The organism is Aeromonas crassostreae (assembly GCF_054052445.1).
Window position 1 is genome coordinate 74206 of the sequence record NZ_JBSTYM010000012.1, and the last position, 20641, is coordinate 94846.

Consider the following 20641-nt stretch of genomic DNA (forward strand, 5'->3'; position numbering starts at 1 on the left):
GTCTCGTCCCCATTCAATCCTTGCTTACAGACTTTCACCACTATGAATCTGACTGAATTAAAGAACACTCCTGTGTCTGAGCTGGTCAAGCTCGGCGAAACCATGGGGTTGGAAAATCTGGCTCGGGCCCACAAGAAAGACATTATTTTCGCGATCCTCAAGGCGCATGCCAAGGGTGGCGAGGATATCTTTGGCGACGGTGTGCTGGAAATCCTGACCGATGGCTTCGGCTTCCTGCGTAGTGCAGATGGTTCCTACCTGGCCGGCCCGGATGACATCTATGTCTCCCCCAGCCAGATCCGCCGTTTCAACCTGCGCACCGGCGACACCATCTCCGGCAAGATCCGGCCGCCGAAAGAGGGCGAGCGCTACTTCGCCCTGCTCAAGGTCAACGACGTCAACTACGACCGTCCGGAAAACTCCCGCAATAAGATCCTGTTCGAAAACCTGACCCCTCTGCACGCCAACGAGCGTCTGCGCATGGAGCGCGGCAACGGTTCGACCGAAGACATCACGGCGCGCGTGCTGGATCTGGCGTCCCCCATCGGCAAGGGTCAGCGTGGCCTGATCGTGGCGCCGCCCAAGGCCGGTAAGACCATGCTGCTGCAGAACATCGCCCAGAGCATCGCCTACAACCATCCGGATTGTGAGCTCATCGTGCTGCTGATCGACGAGCGTCCGGAAGAAGTGACCGAGATGCAGCGCATGGTGAGGGGAGAGGTGATCGCCTCCACCTTCGACGAGCCCGCCTCCCGTCACGTCCAGGTCGCCGAGATGGTGATCGAGAAGGCCAAGCGCCTAGTCGAACACAAGAAGGACGTGGTGATCCTGCTGGACTCCATCACCCGTCTGGCCCGCGCCTACAACACCGTCATCCCGTCCTCCGGCAAGGTACTGACCGGTGGTGTGGATGCCAACGCCCTGCATAGGCCCAAGCGCTTCTTCGGCGCTGCCCGCAATGTCGAGGAAGGCGGCAGCCTGACCATCATTGCGACCGCGCTGGTCGATACCGGCTCCAAGATGGATGAAGTCATCTACGAAGAGTTCAAGGGGACCGGCAACATGGAACTGCACCTCTCGCGCAAGATTGCCGAGAAGCGCGTCTATCCGGCCATCGACATCACCCGTTCCGGCACCCGCAAGGAAGAGCTGCTGACCGCACCGGACGAGCTGCAGAAGATGTGGATCCTGCGCAAGATCATTCACCCCATGGGCGAGATCGACAGCATCGAGTTCCTCATCGACAAGCTGGCAGCTACCAAGACCAACGACGAGTTCTTCGACTCCATGCGTCGTCAGCAGAAATAAGTGCTGTTCGAGTCTTGTGTAAACCGCGACCCCTGGTCGCGGTTTTTGTTTATCGGCGCCGATGGGCCCCGAACGGGAGCCGGACATGTCCGCAGACTGGCCTGCGCGGTGGAGATCTTGGCCAGAAGATGCCGCAATCCGTACGGGATCGCGGTTTTTGTTTGAGGATTTGCCTTAGTATGAGGCTTCGATGTCACATGGATGGAGACGTCATGAGAGGAGTGATGTGGTTACTGCTGGCCGGCCTGCTGGCGGGGGAGACCGCCCTGGCCGTCCCCCCGGCCAAGGCGCCGCCCATCAAGAGCGCCCTGGTGGCCGACGAAGGCGTCGGGGAGAGCAGGCATTACCTGCTCGCGCAGCTCAAGGCCGGCCGGTTCGACGCCGTGGATACTCTGCTCGCCTCCCTGAGCGTGGGGCAGCGGGAGTACCTGATCTATCAGCTGATGGCGGACCTGCGCCACATCCCGGCCACGGCGGCATTGCAGTCCTGGGTACAGACCCAGTCCGGCAAGGCGCCCCAATGGCTGGTGGAGGGGGAGGTGGATGGCTTCCTGATGCAGCTGCCCGCCTATGACTTTCCCGCCGAGGCGCGCCTGCTGCTGACCCACTGGCAGCAGCAGAACTGGCAGGCCCAGTATCGCCGGGAGCTGAGCCAGGGCCGTTTCGACTGGAAACGGGTCTATAACAGTCGCAACCCGGACCTGCCCCGGCAGCAGCAGGCCCTGCTGCAGGCGCTGGCCCAGCTGCCCACCAGCCTGCTGCACCAGCAGGCGCAAGTGCTGGGCCAGCTGAACATCTTCCTGCCGGACAACCGCCTGCTGACCCAGTTGCTGCTGCGTACCGGGGAGCCGGCGCTCTATCGCATGCTGTGGCGCCAACCGGTGGACGACGACAGCCTGAGGGCGCTCAAGGCGCTGCCTTCCCTGCTGAAGGGGGAGGCGGCAAGCGACCTGCTCATCGGTGCGACCAAGTACCCCAAGCTGAAGCGGCCTGCCCTCAAGGCCCTGAGCCAGCTCTCCCCCCTGCCCGTCAAGGCCCAGGACTTCCTGCTGGCCGAGCTTGGCAACAGCCAGTACGGCAGCCTGGTCGCCAGCCTGCTGCTCGAGGTGGATGAGCCCAGGCTGCTGGTGCGTCTGGCCGACGAGTTGACGCGCATGGAGCGGCGCCCGAACATCTCCCTGCTGCTGGCACCCGATTCGGGTACAACCGGTGCCGCCCCGGGGTTATAATGCCCCACCTCCTGAACACAGTCGGTACCCGCATGAAATACAAGGACTTGCGTGATTTTATCGCGCAGCTCGAGAAGAAAGGCCAGCTCAAGCGCATCAGCCAGGAGATCGATCCCTACCTGGAGATGACCGAGATCAGCGATCGCACCCTGCGCGCCGGTGGCCCGGCCCTGCTGTTCGAGAACCCCAAGGGTTACGCCATGCCCGTGCTGACCAACCTGTTCGGTACCCCGGATCGGGTCGCCATGGGTATGGGTCAGCAGGACGTGGGCGCCCTGCGCCAGGTCGGCACCTGGCTCTCCTACCTGAAAGAGCCCGAGCCGCCCCGCGGCCTCAAGGAGCTGATGGAGAAGCTGCCCATCTTCAAGCAGGTGCTCAACATGCCGACCAAGCGGGTCTCTTCCCCTCCTTGCCAGCAGGTGGTGATGAGCGGGGAGGAGGTGGATCTCGACCAGCTGCCGATCCAGCACTGCTGGCCAGGCGACGTGGCGCCCCTGGTCACCTGGGGTCTGACCATCACCCGCGGCCCTTACAAGAAGCGCCAGAACCTCGGCATCTACCGCCAGCAGAAGATCGGCAGGAACAAGCTGATCATGCGCTGGCTGGATCACCGGGGCGGGGCCATCGATTTTCGCGAGTGGCAGGAGGCCCACCCGGGTGAGCGCTTCCCCGTGGTGGTGGCGCTTGGCGCCGATCCTGCCACCATACTCGGCGCCGTGACTCCGGTGCCGGACTCGCTCTCCGAGTACGCCTTCGCCGGCCTGCTGCGGGGCAGCCGCACCGAGGTGGCCAAGGCACTGAGCTGCGATCTCGAAGTGCCCGCCAGCGCCGAGATCGTGCTGGAAGGCTATCTGGAGCCGGGAGAGATGGCGCCGGAAGGGCCCTATGGCGATCACACCGGCTACTACAACGAGGTGGACGAGTTCCCGGTCTTTACCATCACCCACATCAGCATGCGCCGGGATGCCATCTATCACAGCACCTACACGGGTCGCCCGCCCGATGAGCCGGCCGTGCTCGGCGTGGCGCTCAACGAGGTGTTCGTGCCCATACTGCAAAAGCAGTTCCCGGAGATAGTCGACTTCTATCTGCCGCCGGAGGGCTGCTCCTACCGGATGGCGGTGGTGACCATCAAGAAGCGCTATCCTGGGCACGCCAAGCGGGTGATGCTGGGGGTCTGGTCCTTCCTGCGCCAGTTCATGTACACCAAGTTCGTGATCGTCTGCGACGATGACATCGATGCCCGTAACTGGCAGGATGTGATCTGGGCCATCACCACCCGGATGGATCCCGCGCGGGACACCACCCTGATCGAACATACCCCCATCGACTATCTCGACTTCGCCTCGCCTGTGTCGGGGCTGGGCTCCAAGATGGGGATGGATGCCACCAACAAGTGGCCGGGGGAGAGCAACCGTGAGTGGGGCCAACCCATAGTCCAGGACGAGGCGGTCAAGCAGAAGATTGATGCCATCTGGGCTGAACTGAATATTCTCGACGCCGCGACCCCTGGGTCCCGGGTCTGAATCACTGAACGGAGCGGGCCGGCTGGCCCGTCGCAAGGACAAGAATGCAACGTATCAAGTGCCGCGTAGAGGAACTGCGCGAATATGTCGATACCATCTGGCACGTGGCCCTGACGCCGCTGCAAGAGGTGAATTTCAAGCCGGGCCAGTATCTGCTGGTGGTGATGAGCGATTCGGACAAGCGACCCTTCTCCATCGCCAACTCACCGACCCGCTCCGGGGTGCTGGAGCTGCAGATCGGCGCCACGCCGGAGAATGCCTACGCCGGCCAGGTGCTGGCCCGGATGCGAGAGCAGGGCAAGATCGAGGTGGAGCTGGCGGCGGGCAAGGCCTTCCTGCGTGACAGCTCCCCCCGGCCCCTGATCCTGATGGCGGGGGGCACAGGTTTCTCCTATGCCCGCTCCATCCTGGAGTATCTGGTGGCGACGGGCAGCAAGCGTCCCGTCTTCCTCTATTGGGGGGTGCGCCAGGCGCACTGGCTCTACGAGCAGGCCGAGATGGAGCGTTTGGCCGCCAGTTATGCGCCGCTCACCTTCATTCCCGTGGTGCAGGAACCGGAAGCGGACTGGACCGGCAAGACGGGTTTGGTGCACAAAGCCATCATGGATGACTTCGTCAGCCTGCACGACTACGACATCTATGTGGCGGGCCGCTTCGAGATGGCGGGGGCGGCGCGGGAAGAGTTCAAGCTGCTGGGCGCCGAGCCCGAACGCATCTTCGGCGACGCCTACGAGTTCATCTGAGCGCCTGCCGCGACGTCGCGAGCTGATTGCGACGGCTCGTCAGGGGGCGCCAGCCCCCAGATGGGCGCAGAAACGACAAACCCCAGCCAGGCTGGGGTTTTTCATGTGCGGGGCGGGGGCCCTGTCCCGGACTTATTCCCCCTTGGGGCCGAGCTGCTGCTCGAGCTGCTCCAGCTTGGCTTCCAGTGCGGTCAGCTTCTCCCGGGTGCGCAGCAGCACCTTGGTCTGCACGTCGAACTCCTCGCGACTGACCAGATCCAGCTTGCCGAGCTGGGCCTGCAGCACCTGGCGGATCTTCTTCTCCACCTCTTCACCCATGGTACGAATGCCGGGGGGCAGGGCGTTGTGTACCTGTTTGGCAATATCTTCCAGTTTCTTCGGGTCGATCATCACGGCTTCTCCTCATCTGATGGCCGCCATTCTACCGGCTATTTGTCCCCGTTGCCGATGCCGGGGGGTGATTTTTGCGACCTCTCCCGTGGCTGAGGTCTGGTCGGGTCTGGTTCGTTGTCGGCAAATGGTAACCTATCGAGTCCTTCCAGAATGCAATTCCTTGACCTTGTACACAAAAAAAGCAGATCAGATGACTGACCAGATGAGTGATAATTGTTGCCTGCCTGTTAATATGCTGGTGGCGACGGTGAAGCGTCGACTCATATGGATAACAACTAATAAAGAGACATGGATATGAAAAAGAAGCTAGTTTATGTGGCCGTGCTCAGCGCCCTGCTCGCGGGTTGCGGTGGCAGTGACAGCAAGGATGACGACACCTCCAGCTATCTGGACTATCTGATCTCGGGCTCCAATGCCGTTCGTCCCAGCGCCCTGGCGGCGCGGGCCAACGATGGCACCCTCAAGTTCTCCACCGAGACCAGCGATCTCTCCAACCCCGTCTCCGCCCTGTCCACCCTGGATGGCTGGTCCACCACCCAGGCCATCCAGATAGTGCCGGTCACCGGCTCGGGCACCCAGGTTCCTGCTCCCGCCGCCGCCGAGTTCGGTGCCTCCGTGGCCCCCCTCTATCTGCTGGAGCTGACCTTCGACAGCGAAAATCTGCGCCCGAGCGGCGTGAAGAAGGTGCTGGCCTACGGCAGCGACTACGTGGTCGCCAGTGCGGGGGGCAAGCTCAACCTGGTGCCGCTCAAGCCGCTCAATCCCTCCTCCTATTACATGATTGTCGCCACCGACAGCCTCAAGGACAGCGATGGCGAGGCATTGCAGGCCGGCAGCGATTACAGCAACTTCAAGGGCAACGCCGGCAGCAACACCCAGGAGCAGACCATCCATGGCCTGATCACCCTGCAGGAGGGCCTGTTCAAGGCCGCGACCGGGGTGAGCAGCGATCGCGTCATCTTCTCCGACTGGTTCGGCACCCAGTCCGGCGCCGACGTGCTGGTGGCGGTGAAAGGGGCCGCGGCCTCCATCCTCCAGAGCCCGACCCTGGATGCGGCCGCCCTGTGGCAGCAGGATGCCGCGGGCAATGACAGCCTGCCGCTGACCTATACCATGACGGGCCTCAATGGCGGGGTCGATTTCCTGACCCAACTGGCGGGGGAGCCCTTCCTGCCGGACGAGCAGAAGTCCCTGCTCGACAGCACCATCACCAACAGCCCCAAGCTGAACGGCATCGCTCAGATGACCAAGGTCTACACCGGGGCGGTCAAGCTGCCTTATTTCCTGGCGACCCCGGCCAGCGCCGGCTCCTGGGACAAGGCCAGGACCCAGTCCTGGCATGGCGCCATCCCCAGCCTCTATGCCATCGCCAATGCCCTGAAGGTGCAGGATGCCGAGGTGATCGGCGGCCTGGTGGGCGCCGGTGTGGATCCGGCCCTGCTGGGCGCGCTCATCGCCGATCCGACCCGTCAGGCCGAGCTGTTGGCGGAGGCGAGCAAGCTGATCGGGGTGACCCTCACCTCGGGCGGCAAGGCGCTGGATGCCGAGCGGAACATAGGCCGCTTCAACCCGCTGCCGGCCCTGACCGAGGTGCAGTCGGTGCCGATGCGCATCTTCGCCCCAACCGACGACTTGAAGACCATCACCGACGTCATCATCTATCAGCACGGCGTCACCTCGGTGAAGGAGAATGCCTACGCCATCGCCCTGAGCCAGATAGGTGCAGGCCTGCAGGCGACCAAGAACGTGGCCGTGGTGGTGATCGATCACCCGCTGCACGGCGAGCGCGGCTATGCCCTGACCGGCAGCACGGACTCGGTCACCACGGATGAGAACCCGACTCCCTACCTGAACCTGAGCTACCTGACGGTGGCGCGGGACAACCTCAAGCAGAGCGTGGCCGACTTGCTGGGCCTGCGCCTGGCGGTGGGGCTGGCCAATGCCAAAGGCTTGGGCACCCAGCTCGGCGGTGCCGGGCTCAAGGTCCACTTCCTCGGTCACTCTCTGGGGGCCATCTCGGGGGCCGATCTGCTCTCCGTCGCCAACCAGGACATCGGCAATGCCCAGGCGAATGCCCTGTTCGAGTTCACCACCGGCGGCCTGGCCATGCCGGGTGGCGGCATAGCTCCGCTGCTGCTGAACTCGCCCACCTTCGGCCCGACCATCAAGATGGGCGTGCTGACCGCGGGCAGCCCGGCACTCAAGACGGGCTTCAGCGCCTATGCCCCCAACTGCAAGACGGCGGTACCGACCTGTTTCGTCAACGAGTTCCTGCCGAGCCTGGATGCGGCCAGCCAGGCGACGGCGGCCAGCACCCTGCAGAGCTACAGCTTCGCGGCCCAGTCGGTGCTGGATTCCGCCGACCCGGTCAACCTGGTTGCCGGCATCAAGGCGGACTTCCCGCTGTTTGCCACCGAAGTCGTCGGCGATGGCGCCACCAGCCTGCCGGACCAGGTGATCCCGAACCGCATCGCCACCGCACCGCTGGGGGGCACTGAGCCGCTGTTCAGCCTGATGGGCCTGCAAGCCTTGAGCGCCACCGGGGCGGCCAACCACCATGCCGCCCGCTTCGTGGCCGGGGGTCATGGCTCCTTGCTGGCGCCGGACGAGAACTTCGACCCGACCGGCGACGTTACTACCGAGATGCAGACCCAGTTCGCCAGCTTCTTCATGAGCGGCGGCGCTGCGGTCCAGGTCACGGATGCCACCTTGCTCGCGCAATAAGCCGCGCTAGCTGGCAGACGCAAAAACGCCGCCCCTTGGGGCGGCGTTTCTTATGGGGCTGGATATCACCCAGTTCAGCTTGTGGTCTGTCCAGCCAGCCTTGCAGCAAGCCGACCAGCAAGCCCATCAGACAGATGAACCATGTTTGCCATCATGGTGGTTGCCGAGCGAATGGAACCTCTCAGCCCGGCCTGTGGTGCCTGTCCAGCCAGCCTTGCAGCAGGCCGACCAGCAAGCCCATCAGACAGAGGAACCATGTTGGCCATCATGGTGGTTGCCGAGCAGGTTAAACCAGCAGGCAACAGCACCTCAGCCCGGCTTGTGGTGCCTGTCCAGCCAGCCTTGCAGCAGGCCGACCAGCAAGCCCATCAGATGGGCCATGTTGGCCATGCGGGTACCCAGCAGATCGAAGAACCCCAGCGCCAGCCAGAACAGCATGAAGCCCATCAGGGCCGGGGGCAGGGTGAAGCCGGACGCTGGCTGCAGACGGCCTCGCACCCAGCAGTAGCCGAGCAGGGCATAGACCACCCCGGAGAGGCCGCCAAAGCGCGGGCCGCTCACCAGGAACTCGGCGATGTTGGGCAGGGCGGCGCCGACCAGCAGCAGGATCAGCAGCTTGCCGCTGCCCAGACGCTGCTCTATCTGGCCGCCGAGATACCACCACCACAGCAGGTTGAACACCAGGTGCAGCACGGAGAAGTGGATGAAGGCCGGGGTGACGTAGCGCCAGGCCTGCCAGTCACCGAACTGTGCCAGGGTCGGGTGGAACGCCAGCAGATCGAAGATGGGCAGGCCTATGGCTTGCAGGGCGTAGATGGCGAGGCAGGCGACGATGAGCAGCAGGGTGAGGGGCCCGGCATGGTGCAGGAAGTCGGTGACGGGATCCGCCATGCCCTTGCTGTAGTCGATGCGGGCATCGGCCCGGCCCGACTGCCAGGAGGCCTCCAGGTAGCGGGGGTGATTGGGTTCGCTCAGGAAGCGTTTCACCTCCAGCTGGGCCTGGGCCAGGCGCTGCTCGTCGGCGAGCCAGACGCTGACCCCGAGCTCGGACTGGGTCAGCTCGCAGGCAATGCCCAGGGTGGTGAGATAGTCCACCAGGGCCTGGGCCATGCGGGCATCCCCCAGCACCAGCAGCTGGATCATGCCGGCGGGAGCGTCGCTCATTCCTCCCCCGCCTGGATGGGGAACGCCTTGCGCCAGGCTTCGAAGCCGCCATCCAGGCTGTAGACCTCGTCATAGCCCTGTTGCAGCAGGTACTGAGCCGCCCCCTGGCTGCTGTTGCCGTGATAGCAGATCACGATGACGGGGGTGTCGAAGTCCACCTCGTCCATGAAGCGCACCAGGGTGCCATTGGTGAGGTGGAAGGCGCCGACCGGGTGAGCCGCCTCGAAGGATTGAGGATCGCGAATATCCACCAGGCGAGCCTCGCCGGCGAGGAGTTTCTGGTGGGCATCATGGGCACTGATATGGGCAAACTGGTCCATTGACATGTCCTGCGAATAGGTGATTGACGGCCAGTTTACCGCAAGCGTGCGGTTGCGCTAAGCCCGCAATGTGTTCATTCCCTGATGGGACGAGATCGCAATTTCCTTCAATATTCCGGCCAGGCCGGCGGTTAGGGTGGAACCTCGATATCCGCAACGAGTGTCATCCATGGAACTGAGTCTGTTGTTATCCATGGCCGGGTTTGCCCTGGCCATGTCCATCTCCCCGGGACCGGTCAATCTGGTCGCCCTCAGCGCCGGGGCGCAGTACGGTTTTCGGGCCAGCCTGCGCCATGTGGTGGGGGCTACCCTGGGCTTCATCCTGTTGCTGCTGCTGATGGGGTTGGGGCTGGGTGGCGCCCTGTCCCGGTGGCCGATGGCGCTTGGCGCCATCCACTGGGGCGGCATCTTCTTTCTCTGCTACATGGCCTGGCTGCTGATACGGGACAAGGGGGAGATCGAGGCCGAGCGAGGCGCGCCCCCCGCCTTCTGGTACGGCGCCCTGATGCAGTGGCTCAATCCCAAGGCCTGGCTGGCCGCCAGCATGGGGATGGGAGCCTACGGGGTGGCAGGCGGGGTTGGGCAGGTGGCCCTGTTCACCAGTCTCTATCTGGTGATCTGCCTGGGCTCCATCGCCTGCTGGGCCTATGCCGGGAGTTTTCTGCAGCAGACCCTGCTCTGTGCGCGTCGGCTGCGCTGGTTCAACCGGGCCATGGCGCTCCTGCTGCTGCTCAGCGCCGCCTATCTGGTGCTGGAGTCCTGAGGGCGGCGCAGGGCGCGATACTGTCCCGGGGTGGCGGCGACCAGCCGCTTGAACTGGCGCTGGAAGTGGGCCTGATCCGAGAAACCCGTCGCCAGGGCCACCTCGGCCAGGGGCTGGCCGCGCGCCAGCAGGTCACGGGCATGGCCGATGCGCCGGTTGAGCAGGTAGGCGTGGGGGGTCATGCCGTAATGGCGGCTGAAGGCGCGCACGAAGTGGGAGGGGGTCAGCCCGGCCACGGTGCTCAGCCGCTCCAGGGTGAGGGGGGAGGCGCACTCATCCTTGATAAGCTCGGCGGCGCGTCTCAGGTGCGGGGGAGGGTGCCGGCCCCACTTGGCTGGGGTCAGCCTGGCCAGCAGCTGGTGGCTGAACTGGTGGCAGGCGACCTCCTTGGCGAGGGGGGCCTGCTCCTCGTCTTGCAGGGTGCGATAGAGGCGCTGCAAGGCGAGATACAGCAGGGGATCCCGGCTGGCTGTCATGTCGAAGGGACGAAATTCGGTGCCAAGGCCGGCCTCCTGCTGCTGGCGCTGCAGCCAGTCCAGGTCGAGATAGAACATCAGATAGGACCAGGGCTGATCTGCGATGGGGTTGCAGGCGTGGACCTCTTCCGGGTTCATCAGCACCAGGCTGCCGCCACCGACCTCCTGCCTGCTGCGCTGGTTGAGGTAGTGGCTGTGGCCGCCGGTGATGGCGCCGATGGAGAAGTGGGCGTGACTGTGCTTGTCGTAGCAGACGCGGCGGCCATCCTGCACCGCCCGCGCCTCGATGAAGGGCAGGGCAGGGTCACGCCAGAACAGGTGGCGATCCGGCGTGGTTCCGGCCCGGCTCATGGCTCGCTCCTCCGGGGAGATGTGACTCCCGGCGGCGATGGCGCCAGCAGGAGGCCGCCCCTGGCCTGGCGCATCTTGTCAGCCACCCAGATAGGCCTGACGCACGGCAGGGTTGGCCAGCAGGGCCGCCCCGGTGTCTTGCAGCACCACGTGGCCGTTCTCCAGCACATAGCCCCTGTCCGCCAGCTTGAGGGCCTGGTTGGCGTTCTGCTCCACCAGGAAGATGGTCATCCCCTTCTGGCGCAGCTGCTCTATGGTGTCGAAGATCTGCTGGATGATGATGGGGGCCAGCCCCAGGGAGGGTTCATCGAGCAGCAGCAGGCGCGGCTTGCTCATCAGGGCACGGCCGATGGCCAGCATCTGCTGCTCGCCGCCGGACATGGTGCCGGCCCGCTGCTCCAGCCGCTCGTGCAGGCGGGGAAACAGGGTGAACACCTGATCCAGCAGGCCGTGCTGCTCGGCCTTGTCGACGAAGAAGGCCCCCATCCTCAGGTTCTCCTCCACCGTGAGGCGGGCGAAGATGCGGCGCCCCTCCGGCACCACGGCGATGTCCTTGCGCATGATGCGGGCGGTGCTGAGGGAGTCTATCTGCTCCCCCTCGAACCAGATGCTGCCGCTGCTGGGCTTGGGTTCGCCGCACAGCGTCATCAGAAGGGTGGTCTTGCCGGCGCCGTTGGCACCGATCAGGGTGACGATTTCCCCCTCTTTTACCTCGACGCTGACGTCATGGAGCGCCTGGATCTTGCCGTAGTGGGTCGATACGTTGCGAAGTTCTAACATCTCATTTTCCTTACGACTCGCCCAGATAGGCCTTGATCACGGCCGGATTGTTGCGGATCTCATCCGGCTTGCCGTGGGCCAGCGGCGTGCCCTGATTGACCACGAAGATGCGATCCGAGATCTCCATCACCAGCTTCATATCGTGCTCGATGAGCAGCACCGAGACCCCGAACTCGTCCCGCAGCCCGACGATGAGCGCGTTGAGATCGTCGGTCTCGTTGGGGTTGAGGCCGGCGGCCGGTTCATCCAGCATCAGCAGCTCGGGCCGGGTCGCCATGCAGCGGGCGATCTCGAGGCGGCGCTGCTGACCGTAGGCCAGGTTGCCGGCGGGGCGGTTGGCCAGATCCTTGAGCCCCACCTTCTCCAGCCAGTATGCCGCCTGCTCCAGCCCCTCCTGCTCGGCGCGGCGGAAGGCCGGCGTCTTGAACAGGCCGGCGAGGAAGCCGGTGTTGAGGTGCCTGTGCTGGGCCACCAGCAGGTTTTCCACCGCCGTCATCTCCTTGAACAGCCGCACGTGCTGGAAGGTGCGCACCACCCCTCTGCGGGCGATGAGGTGGCCGGGCAGCCCCTGGATCTCCTCGCCCTTGTAGCGGATGGTGCCGCCGCTCGGGCGGTAGAAGCCGGTCAGGCAGTTGAAGACGGTGGTCTTGCCCGCGCCGTTCGGCCCTATGATGGAGATCACCTCTCCCTTGTTCACATCCAGCTTGACGCCGTTGACCGCGAGCAGGCCGCCGAAACGCATCGACAGATCAGAGACTTCTAACAACGTCTGATTCATTTTTGCAGCTCCAAGTGTGGTCTGGTCATCGGCAGCAGTCCCTGGGGACGCCAGATCATCATGAACACCATCAGCAGGCCGAACATCAGCATGCGGTACTCGTTGAACTCACGGGCCAGCTCCGGCAGCACCGTCATGACGATGGCGGCCAGCACCACCCCGATCTGGGAGCCCATGCCCCCCAGCACCACGATGGCGAGCACGATGGCGGACTCGATGAAGACGAAGGATTCCGGGCTGATGAAGCCCTGGCGCGAGGCGAAGAAGCTGCCGGCAAAGCCTGCGAAGCAGGCGCCTATGGTGAAGGCGGTCAGCTTGATGATGGTGGGGTTGAGCCCGAGGGACTTGCAGGCGATCTCGTCCTCCCGCAGCGCTTCCCAGGCGCGGCCCAGCGGCATGCGCAGCAGGCGGTTGATGACGAACAGGGTGGCAATCACCAGCACCAGCGCCATCAGGTAGAGGAAGATCACCTTGTGGTTGGCGTTGTAGGCGATGCCGAAGAAGTCATGGAAGGTGCCAAAGCCCCCGTCCTTGACGGTGCGGTTGAACTCCAGTCCCCCCAGGGTGGGCTTGGGAATGCCGGAGATGCCGTTCGGGCCACCGGTGAGAGAGGTGAGATTGTTGAGCAGGATACGGATGATCTCGCCAAAGCCCAGGGTGACGATGGCCAGATAGTCCCCCCTCAGCCGCAGCACGGGGAAGCCGAGCAGGAAGCCGAACAGGGCGGCCATGCCACCGGCGATGGGCAGGCACTCCCAGAAGCTCAGGCCGAAATAGGTGTTGAGCAGGGCATAGCTGTAGGCGCCGACCGCGTAGAAGCCGACATAACCGAGATCCAGCAGGCCGGCGAGCCCGACCACCACGTTCAGCCCCAGCCCCAGCATGATGTAGATCAGGGTGAGGGTGGCGAGGTCCACGGCGCCCCGGGAGGCGACGAAGGGCCAGCTGACCGCCAGCAGCAGCACGATCAGGGCCGCGCTGTTGTAGAGGCGAGGCGCCTGCTCGGGGCTTGGCAGCACCAGTTTGGCAAAGCCGCTGGTGGAGCCCTTGAACAGCCCCAGGATCTGGCTGCGCAGCAGCTGGAAGCAGAACACCAGGGCGGCGCCCCCCAGCAGCCAGGCCAGCGACACATCGAGGCGGCTCACCACCAGCAAGCGGGTGCCTTCGGTCTCGAGCTTGAAGCCCAGCAGCCAGAAGGAGAGCACCATCAGCACCAGGCTGGCGATACAGGCATGAATAAATTGGCGTTTCATCATACTTTCTCGACCTCCGGGCGACCGAGGATGCTGCATGTGGACATGAACAGCGGCGCGAGAGCATGCGTAGATTGGATTTTCATACCTTCTCGACCTCCGGGCGACCCAGGATGCCTGTCGGCATGAACAGCAACACGAAGATGAGCAGGGCGAAGGCCATCACATCCTTGTATTCGGTACTGAGATAACCGGCGGTGAGGGCTTCGACCACCCCCAGCAGCAGGCCGCCGAGCACGGCGCCCGGAATGCTGCCGATGCCGCCCAAGACAGCGGCGGTAAACGCCTTCAGCCCGGCCATGAAGCCGAGGTAGGGGTTGATGACGCCGTAATACATGCCGAGCAGTACCCCAGCGACGGCGGCCAGGGTGGCCCCCAGCACGAAGGTGATGGAGATGACCACATGGGTGTCTATCCCCAGCAGGTTGGCCATCTTGATGTCTTCCGAACAGGCGCGGCAGGCACGTCCCATGCGGGAGCGGTTGATGAACTGGGTCAGCGCCAGCATGGTGATGAAGGTGACCACGAAGATGACCAGCTGCAGGTAGGAGAGGCTGGCCTGGAAGCCCTCCTCGCCACCCAGGGTCCAGCCACCGCTGATCAGGGTCGGCATGGCGATGTCCCGCGAACCCTGTGCCATGCGCATCATGTTCTGCAGGAAGATCGACATGCCGATGGCGGAGATGAGGGGGATGAGACGGTTGCCGCCGCGCAAGGGGCGGTAGGCGACCCGCTCTATGGTCCAGCCATAGGTGCCGGTCACTATGATGCTGATGAGGAAGGCGGCGCCCAGCAGGACGGTCGTGGCGTCTATGCCCATCATCATGAGGGCGGCCATGACCATGAAGGCGACATAGGAGCCAATCATGTAGACCTCGCCGTGGGCGAAGTTGATCATGCCGATGATGCCATAGACCATGGTGTAGCCGATGGCGATCAACGCATAGGTGCTACCTATGGTCAATCCGTTCAGCAACTGCTGAACAAAATAGAGTATATGTTCGGACATACTGCGTTCCCTGTACTTGCCCGCAAAGACGTGAGGGGGTGAGCATGCTCACCCCCTCCGGCAGATTTATTATTTGAGCTGGGTAGAGGTGCCGTCGGCGTGCCACTCGAACACACCGAACTCGAAGCCTTTCAAGTCGCCATTCGGCGCCCAGCTGAGGGGGCCCATGACGGTGTCTATGGTGCTGGCCTTGATGGCTTTTTCCACGGCCATCGGGTCTTCACCCGCCTGCGCGATACCGGCTGCCAGGGTCTGGACCGCGGCATAGGTGGTCCAGACGAAGGGGCCGGAAGAGTCTTGTCCTTTGGCCTTGAAGGCGGCCACGATCGGGGCATTGGCCGGGACCAGGTCATACTTGTTCGGCAGGGTGACCAGCAGCCCCTCGGAACCCTGGCCACCGATGGCGGAGATATCCTTGTTGCCTACCCCTTCCGGCCCCATGAACTTGGCCTTGAGACCCTTCTCGTTCGCCTGACGCAGGATCAGGCCCAGCTCGGGGTGATAGCCACCGTAGTAGACGAAGTCGACGTTCTCTTTCTGCAACTTGGCGATCAGGGCGGAGAAGTCCTTGTCCCCGGCGGTGATGCCTTCAAACGCCACCACCTTGGTGCCGGCCTTGTCCAGGGCGGCTTTCACGCTGGAGGCGATGCCTTCGCCGTACTGCTTCTTGTCGTGGATGACGGCGACGCGCTGGGGCTTGATCTGCTCGATGATGTACTTGGCGGCGGTCGGGCCCTGGTCGCTGTCCAGGCCTATGGTACGCAGGGTCAGCTGGTAGCCACGCTCGGTGATCTTGGGGTTGGTGGAGGCGGGGGTGACCATCAGCACCCCTTCATCTTCATAGATGTCGGAGGCGGGCAGGGTGTTGTCGGAGCAGAGGTGGCCCACCACGAACTTGACGCCGTCGTTGATCACCTTGTTGGCGATGGCCACCGCCTGCTTGGGATCGCAGGCATCGTCATAGATGACGGCTTCGATCTGCTTGCCCTTGATGCCGCCGGCTTTGTTGATCATCTCGACCGCCATCTTGCCGCCGGTGAACTGCATGTCGCCATATTGAGCGACCGGCCCGGTGACGGGCCCGGCGATGCCAATCTTGATGGTGTCGGCGGCATGTGCCATGGAAACAGAACCAAACAGCGCCATAGAAACCGCTGCCCTGACCGCTACCTTGCTCCAGTTATTCATAGATTCGTCCCTTTAATCAGTGGATTGTTTCACTCCGGACAGACTTCCCGCTTGTCCGGCAATAGTTAAGGTTCTATCACTCCTGCCCCGGTAATAACAAGCTGTTAAAGATATGGCTGGGGGGGGACTTGCAGGGTGTTGAATGAAGCTAATCGCTATGTATAGACATTTAGCTGGTGTTTCCTGCTGAATTGACTCGGCAACATCAAGTTAACATTTGAATCTGTTTGATTTGATAGCGGAAAAAGCTGAGGAGTTTTTACTCTGATGCTGCTCCCATTTCGTTCAAAATCCGTTTGCGCAAATCAGGGGGAGCACCTAGATTAGCCGGCAGCGGTAATTGCTTGACAGTTCCCGTGAATTTCAAGCCTTTATTCGGGAAATCTGCTAAGGTTCCGCTTTTTCATATTCAGGAGACAGAGATGGCCACAATCAAAGATGTCGCCTCCAGGGCGGGCGTATCCATCTCCACCGTCTCACATGTACTCAATCACACCCGTCGGGTCAGCGAAGACGCGACCCAGAAAGTGCTTGAGGCGGTGGCAGAGCTCAACTACGCACCCAATTCGGTGGCACGCAGCCTCAAGATCAATTCGACCAAGACCATAGGCATGCTGGTGACCACCAGCGCCAATCCCTTCTTCGCGGAAGTGGTGCGCGGCGTCGAGGCTTACTGCTTCGAACAAGGTTACAGCCTGATCCTGTGCAACACCGAGAACCAGCCTCCTCGCCAGCAGCACTACCTCAAGATGCTGATGGAGAAGCGGGTTGATGGCCTGCTGGTGCTGGGGACCGACATAGACACGCCGCTGCGTGACATGCTTCGCATTCACAAGAATGTGCCCCAGGTGGTGCTGGATTGGGGCACAGAGTGCGATTTTGCCAACGTCATCAACGACAACGCCCGCATCGGTGCCCGCATGGCGGTCACCCATCTGCTGGATCAGGGGCACAGGGAGATCGTCTGCATCACGGGGCACATCGACAAGCCGACCACCCAGCAGCGCCTGGACGGGGTGCGCGATGCCCTGGCCGAGCAGGGCCTCACCCTGAAAGAGGAGCAGATCTTCGAAGGGGACTACGAGAGCCAGAGCGGGTTCGACCAGATGCAGCGCATCCTGGCCCTGACGCCGCGGCCGACCGCGGTGTTCGCCTTCGACGATCCCATGGCGATCGGTGCCATCTGCGCCGCCTGGGAGGCGGGGGTCAAGGTACCCGACGACATCTCCGTCATCGGTTATGACGACGTTGAGATGGCGCGCTTCTCCAGCCCGCCGCTCACCACCATTCGCCACCCCAAGGCCGAGCTCGGCCTGTTGGCGGTGCAGCAGCTGGTGAGCCGGATCCGCAACAAGGAGCTCGAAGTCGAGTCCATGACGGTGCAGCCGGAACTGATCGTGCGTCGCTCGGTCAAGCGTCTGGGCTGAGCCGGCAAGCGCCGGACATGAAAGCGGCCCCCCCGGGGTGGCCGCTTTTTATTGGTCCGTCGCCGGACCCTGGATGTGGATGAAGAAGAGGCCCCTCGCGGGGCCTCTTGCGTCAGGGGATCAATGACCCGCCTTCGCCTTGGGGGGGATCGACTCGTCGAACTCCTTGAGCGGCTCATGCTCGGATGCCAGGAAGGTGTAGATGACCGGCAGCACGAACAGGGTGAACAGGGTGCCGATGGCCAGGCCCGCCACGATGACGATGCCGATGCTGAAGCGCTGGGCGGCGCCGGCGCCGGTCGCGTACATCAGCGGGATCAGGCCGGCTATCATGGCCGCCGTGGTCATCAGGATCGGACGCAGTCGTACCTTGGCCGCCTGCATCACGGCTTCCATCCGGTTCATGCCGTGCAGCAGCTGCTCCTCCTTGGCCACCTCGCAGATCAGGATGCCGTGCTTGGTGATCAAGCCGACGAGGGTGATCAGGCCCACCTGGGAGTAGATGTTCATGGTGGCCATGCCCCAGGCCAGGGCGATCAGGGCACCACTGATGGCCAGCGGCACCGACACCATGATCACCAGGGGGTCGCGCACGGATTCGAACTGGATGGCCAGCACCAGGAAGATGATGGCCAGGGCCAGGGCGAAGGTGGCGTAGAGCGCACTGCCCTCGGTGACGAACTGGCGTGCCTCGCCCATGAAGTCATAGCGATAGCCCTGGGGCAGCTTGTCGGCGGCGGCCGTCTCGAACCAGCCGATGGCATCCCCCATGGCCACGCCCGGGGTGGGTACGGCGCCAATGGTGGCCGAGTTGAGCTGGTTGAAGTGGGGCAGGGCGCGGGGCTCGCCAACCACCTCGATGGAGATCAGGCTGCCGAGGGGCACGGCACGGCCATCGGCGGCACGCACATAGTAACCCTTCATGGACTCAGGGTTGAGGCGGTACTTGCGCTCCACCTGGGGGATCACCTCGTAGGAGCGGCCATCCAGATCGATACGGTTGACGTAGCCATCCGCCATCATGGTGCCCATGGTGACGCCAATGTCCTGCATGGTGATGCCATAGGCACCGGCCTTGTCCTTGTCGATGCTGATCTTCATGGTGGCCGAGTCATAGTTCAGATCGAGATCCGAATAGACGAACTGGCCACTGGCCTGGGCCTCGGTCAGCATCTCGCTGGCCACGATGAAGAGGCTCTCGAAGCTGTTGGGGGTGGTGATGACGAACTGGATCGGCAAGCCACTGGAGGCACCCGGCAGTTCGGGGAACTGGAAGGTGGTGATGGACATGCCGGGGATGTGCTGCACTTGCTGGCCAACCCTGTCGAGCACCTCTTTCTGGCTCGCTTCCCGTTCGCTCCAGGGCTTGAGGGAGGCGATGCCGAAGGCCTGGTTGGCGTTGAAGACACCGGAGAAGACTTGTGAATAGGCGATCTCCGGCTGGTCATCCAGGATCTTGTTCACGTCTTTCATGGTGTTTTCTATGTAGTCCAGGTTGGCGTTCGAGGGCGCCGTGCCCAGCACCGCCATGACCCCCTTGTCTTCGGACGGCGCCAGTTCGCTCGGGATGAACTTGAACAGCAGCGGCAGGCTGCCGAACACGATGACGGCGAACACGATGACCACGGGACGTTTGTGCATCACGGCGTGCAGCATACGATCGTAGCGATCCGTCATGCGCTCGAGCAGGTGGTGCACTGTGCTCTCGAACTTGCCCGGTTTGGCGTTGGCCTTGAGCATCACGGAGCACATCATGGGGGAGAGGGTCAGGGCTATGATGCCCGACACGAACACGGCCCCCGCCAGGGTCAGGGCGAACTCCTTGAACAAGGAGCCCGTGATGCCACCCATCAGGGCGATGGGGGCGTACACGGCCGCCAGGGTCAGGGTCATGGCGATGACGGGCACGGCTATCTCCCGGGTGCCTATGATGGCGGCCCGGAACGGTTCTTCACCCTCCTTGATGTGTCGGTCGACGTTCTCCAGCACCACGATGGCATCATCCACCACCAGACCGATGGCGAGCACCATGGCCAGCAGGGTCATGAGGTTGATGGAGAAACCGAACATGTCCATCACCATCACCACCCCGATCAGACTCAAGGGGATGGTGATGATGGGGATGATGACGGCACGGAACGAGCCCAGGAACAGGGTGATCACCACCAGTACGATGGCGGCCGCCTCCAGTATGGTCTTGATGACCTCGTTGATGGATTCGTTGATCGCCACGGTCGAGTCATAGAGGATGTTCAGCTCCATGGTGCTCGGCATGTTGCTCTTGAGGCTGGGCAGCAGCGCCAGCACGTCGTGGGCGATGTTGATCGGGTTGGCGGTCGGGGATGCGTTGATGGCCAGGACCACGGCTTCACGACCGTTGGCGGTGGCGCGATAGATGTCGTGGCTCTTCTCCAGACTCACCTTGGCGATGTCGGACAGGCGGATCACCTTGCCTTCCCGGGTCGAGACCACCAGACGCTTGAGCTCTTCGGTATTCGTGACCTGGGTCTTGGCGTCGCCGTTGAACAGCATGAAGTAGCCGGTGGACTGGCCGGTGGCCGACTGATAGTTGTTGCTGTTGAGCACCGTCATCACGTCGCTGGCGGTCAGATCGAATGCCGCCATCTTGGCCGGATCCAGCCAGACCCGCAGGGCGAACTCGGTTCCCCCGTACAGATCGACCTTGGAGACACCGCCCACGGTGAACAGCTGGGGCTTGATGACCCGCTCCAGGTAGTCGGTGATCTGGCTCGAGTTGAGCTCTGGGCTGGTGAAGCCGAGGTAGAGCACCGCGGTGGTGGAGCCGGTCGAGGAGGTGACGGACGGATCCTCAGACTCCTTGGGCAGCTGGGATCGCACCGAGTTGACCTTGGCCAGGATGTCGGACAGGGCGGCGTTGGGATCCGTGTTCAGCTTCATGTAGGCCGTCACGGTCGAGCTGCCAAGCTGACTGGAGGAGGTCATGAAGTCGATGTTGTCTGCCTGGGCTATCGCCTGTTCCAGCGGCTGGGTGATGAACCCCTGGATCAGGTCGGAGCTGGCGCCATAGTAGCTGGTATTGACCGTGATGACGGTGTTGATGACCTCGGGATATTCCCGCACCTGCATCTTGAAGATGGCCTGGAAGCCGAGCAGGGCGATCAGGAAACTGATCGAGATCGCCAGCACGGGCCGTTTTATGAATATGTCAGTAAATCGCATTACGGATC

The 20641-nt window shown here is 63.1% G+C and carries 17 protein-coding genes; 7 read left to right on the top strand and 10 right to left on the bottom strand.

Features of this window, described 5'->3' with window-relative positions; translation table 11 throughout:
* The first annotated feature begins 42 nt into the window (after nucleotides 1-42).
* The 4 genes from rho (at nucleotide 43) to fre (ending at nucleotide 4806) form a co-directional block, all read left to right on the top strand.
* Nucleotides 43-1308 (top strand): transcription termination factor Rho, encoded by a 1266-nt coding sequence (gene rho, locus ACW5W4_RS11315; RefSeq protein WP_042000284.1) that lies wholly within the window; start codon nucleotides 43-45, stop codon nucleotides 1306-1308.
* A gap of 212 nt (nucleotides 1309-1520) precedes the next feature.
* On the top strand, nucleotides 1521-2537 hold the full coding sequence (locus ACW5W4_RS11320; protein WP_456689425.1) for a hypothetical protein: 1017 nt from the start codon (nucleotides 1521-1523) through the stop codon (nucleotides 2535-2537).
* Between the two features lie 32 nt (nucleotides 2538-2569).
* Nucleotides 2570-4063: a 4-hydroxy-3-polyprenylbenzoate decarboxylase gene (gene ubiD / locus ACW5W4_RS11325; RefSeq protein ID WP_427262589.1), complete on the top strand. Its 1494-nt coding sequence runs from the start codon at nucleotides 2570-2572 to the stop codon at nucleotides 4061-4063.
* A gap of 44 nt (nucleotides 4064-4107) precedes the next feature.
* The gene (fre, locus tag ACW5W4_RS11330) at nucleotides 4108-4806 is read left to right on the top strand and encodes an NAD(P)H-flavin reductase (RefSeq protein WP_456689426.1); all 699 of its coding nucleotides are present in this window, start codon (nucleotides 4108-4110) and stop codon (nucleotides 4804-4806) included.
* Nucleotides 4807-4938: 132 nt separating this feature from the next.
* On the opposite strand, the gene ubiK is transcribed toward fre, so the two are convergent.
* Entirely contained in the window at nucleotides 4939-5196 is a 258-nt protein-coding gene (gene ubiK, locus ACW5W4_RS11335) for a ubiquinone biosynthesis accessory factor UbiK (protein ID WP_042000276.1), read from the bottom strand.
* A 297-nt stretch (nucleotides 5197-5493) separates the two neighbouring features.
* On the opposite strand from ubiK, the gene ACW5W4_RS11340 reads away from it, so the two are divergent.
* Nucleotides 5494-7923 (top strand): VolA/Pla-1 family phospholipase, encoded by a 2430-nt coding sequence (locus tag ACW5W4_RS11340; RefSeq protein WP_456689427.1) that lies wholly within the window; start codon nucleotides 5494-5496, stop codon nucleotides 7921-7923.
* A gap of 309 nt (nucleotides 7924-8232) precedes the next feature.
* Here the strand turns inward: ACW5W4_RS11340 and glpG are convergent, their stop codons facing one another.
* Nucleotides 8233-9066, bottom strand: coding sequence for a rhomboid family intramembrane serine protease GlpG (gene glpG, locus ACW5W4_RS11345; RefSeq protein ID WP_456689457.1), 834 nt, complete (start codon nucleotides 9064-9066; stop codon nucleotides 8233-8235).
* Between the two features lie 17 nt (nucleotides 9067-9083).
* A complete protein-coding gene (gene glpE / locus ACW5W4_RS11350) occupies nucleotides 9084-9407 on the bottom strand; it encodes a thiosulfate sulfurtransferase GlpE (RefSeq protein WP_427262549.1) in 324 nt (107 codons plus the stop codon).
* A gap of 169 nt (nucleotides 9408-9576) precedes the next feature.
* Between glpE and ACW5W4_RS11355 the strand changes: the two genes are divergently transcribed.
* Complete coding sequence (locus tag ACW5W4_RS11355; RefSeq protein ID WP_427262550.1) at nucleotides 9577-10170, top strand: LysE family translocator; 594 nt, start codon at nucleotides 9577-9579, stop codon at nucleotides 10168-10170.
* Here ACW5W4_RS11355 and ACW5W4_RS11360 read toward each other — a convergent pair.
* The 6 genes from ACW5W4_RS11360 to ACW5W4_RS11385 form a co-directional block, all read right to left on the bottom strand.
* Complete coding sequence (locus ACW5W4_RS11360) at nucleotides 10149-10997, bottom strand: AraC family transcriptional regulator (protein ID WP_456689428.1); 849 nt, start codon at nucleotides 10995-10997, stop codon at nucleotides 10149-10151. The genes ACW5W4_RS11355 and ACW5W4_RS11360 overlap by 22 nt on opposite strands.
* A gap of 78 nt (nucleotides 10998-11075) precedes the next feature.
* Entirely contained in the window at nucleotides 11076-11777 is a 702-nt protein-coding gene (locus tag ACW5W4_RS11365) for an ABC transporter ATP-binding protein (RefSeq protein ID WP_408795861.1), read from the bottom strand.
* Between the two features lie 10 nt (nucleotides 11778-11787).
* Nucleotides 11788-12555 (bottom strand): high-affinity branched-chain amino acid ABC transporter ATP-binding protein LivG, encoded by a 768-nt coding sequence (gene livG, locus ACW5W4_RS11370; protein WP_427262552.1) that lies wholly within the window; start codon nucleotides 12553-12555, stop codon nucleotides 11788-11790.
* A complete protein-coding gene (locus ACW5W4_RS11375) occupies nucleotides 12552-13808 on the bottom strand; it encodes a high-affinity branched-chain amino acid ABC transporter permease LivM (RefSeq protein WP_456689458.1) in 1257 nt (418 codons plus the stop codon). The genes livG and ACW5W4_RS11375 overlap by 4 nt, the downstream gene beginning before the upstream one ends.
* Nucleotides 13809-13890: 82 nt before the next feature.
* Nucleotides 13891-14817, bottom strand: a complete 927-nt coding sequence (gene livH, locus ACW5W4_RS11380) for a high-affinity branched-chain amino acid ABC transporter permease LivH (protein WP_456689429.1) — start codon at nucleotides 14815-14817, stop codon at nucleotides 13891-13893.
* A 69-nt stretch (nucleotides 14818-14886) separates the two neighbouring features.
* A complete protein-coding gene (locus tag ACW5W4_RS11385) occupies nucleotides 14887-16005 on the bottom strand; it encodes a branched-chain amino acid ABC transporter substrate-binding protein (protein WP_456689430.1) in 1119 nt (372 codons plus the stop codon).
* Between the two features lie 422 nt (nucleotides 16006-16427).
* On the opposite strand from ACW5W4_RS11385, the gene ACW5W4_RS11390 reads away from it, so the two are divergent.
* Nucleotides 16428-17432: a substrate-binding domain-containing protein gene (locus ACW5W4_RS11390; RefSeq protein ID WP_456689431.1), complete on the top strand. Its 1005-nt coding sequence runs from the start codon at nucleotides 16428-16430 to the stop codon at nucleotides 17430-17432.
* A 120-nt stretch (nucleotides 17433-17552) separates the two neighbouring features.
* On the opposite strand, the gene ACW5W4_RS11395 is transcribed toward ACW5W4_RS11390, so the two are convergent.
* Complete coding sequence (locus ACW5W4_RS11395; RefSeq protein WP_427262555.1) at nucleotides 17553-20633, bottom strand: multidrug efflux RND transporter permease subunit; 3081 nt, start codon at nucleotides 20631-20633, stop codon at nucleotides 17553-17555.
* Nucleotides 20634-20641: the final 8 nt, after the last annotated feature.

Excerpts from the sequence above, each read along its gene's own strand:
- rho (WP_042000284.1), top strand. The coding sequence starts at position 43 with ATGAATCTGACTGAATTAAAGAACACTCCTGTGTCTGAGCTGGTCAAG.
- ACW5W4_RS11320 (WP_456689425.1), top strand. The coding sequence starts at position 1,521 with ATGAGAGGAGTGATGTGGTTACTGCTGGCCGGCCTGCTGGCGGGGGAG.
- ubiD (WP_427262589.1), top strand. The coding sequence starts at position 2,570 with ATGAAATACAAGGACTTGCGTGATTTTATCGCGCAGCTCGAGAAGAAA.
- fre (WP_456689426.1), top strand. The coding sequence starts at position 4,108 with ATGCAACGTATCAAGTGCCGCGTAGAGGAACTGCGCGAATATGTCGAT.
- ubiK (WP_042000276.1), bottom strand. The coding sequence starts at position 5,196 with ATGATCGACCCGAAGAAACTGGAAGATATTGCCAAACAGGTACACAAC.
- ACW5W4_RS11340 (WP_456689427.1), top strand. The coding sequence starts at position 5,494 with ATGAAAAAGAAGCTAGTTTATGTGGCCGTGCTCAGCGCCCTGCTCGCG.
- glpG (WP_456689457.1), bottom strand. The coding sequence starts at position 9,066 with ATGATCCAGCTGCTGGTGCTGGGGGATGCCCGCATGGCCCAGGCCCTG.
- glpE (WP_427262549.1), bottom strand. The coding sequence starts at position 9,407 with ATGGACCAGTTTGCCCATATCAGTGCCCATGATGCCCACCAGAAACTC.
- ACW5W4_RS11355 (WP_427262550.1), top strand. The coding sequence starts at position 9,577 with ATGGAACTGAGTCTGTTGTTATCCATGGCCGGGTTTGCCCTGGCCATG.
- ACW5W4_RS11360 (WP_456689428.1), bottom strand. The coding sequence starts at position 10,997 with ATGAGCCGGGCCGGAACCACGCCGGATCGCCACCTGTTCTGGCGTGAC.
- ACW5W4_RS11365 (WP_408795861.1), bottom strand. The coding sequence starts at position 11,777 with ATGTTAGAACTTCGCAACGTATCGACCCACTACGGCAAGATCCAGGCG.
- livG (WP_427262552.1), bottom strand. The coding sequence starts at position 12,555 with ATGAATCAGACGTTGTTAGAAGTCTCTGATCTGTCGATGCGTTTCGGC.
- ACW5W4_RS11375 (WP_456689458.1), bottom strand. The coding sequence starts at position 13,808 with ATGAAACGCCAATTTATTCATGCCTGTATCGCCAGCCTGGTGCTGATG.
- livH (WP_456689429.1), bottom strand. The coding sequence starts at position 14,817 with ATGTCCGAACATATACTCTATTTTGTTCAGCAGTTGCTGAACGGATTG.
- ACW5W4_RS11385 (WP_456689430.1), bottom strand. The coding sequence starts at position 16,005 with ATGAATAACTGGAGCAAGGTAGCGGTCAGGGCAGCGGTTTCTATGGCG.
- ACW5W4_RS11390 (WP_456689431.1), top strand. The coding sequence starts at position 16,428 with ATGGCCACAATCAAAGATGTCGCCTCCAGGGCGGGCGTATCCATCTCC.
- ACW5W4_RS11395 (WP_427262555.1), bottom strand. The coding sequence starts at position 20,633 with ATGCGATTTACTGACATATTCATAAAACGGCCCGTGCTGGCGATCTCG.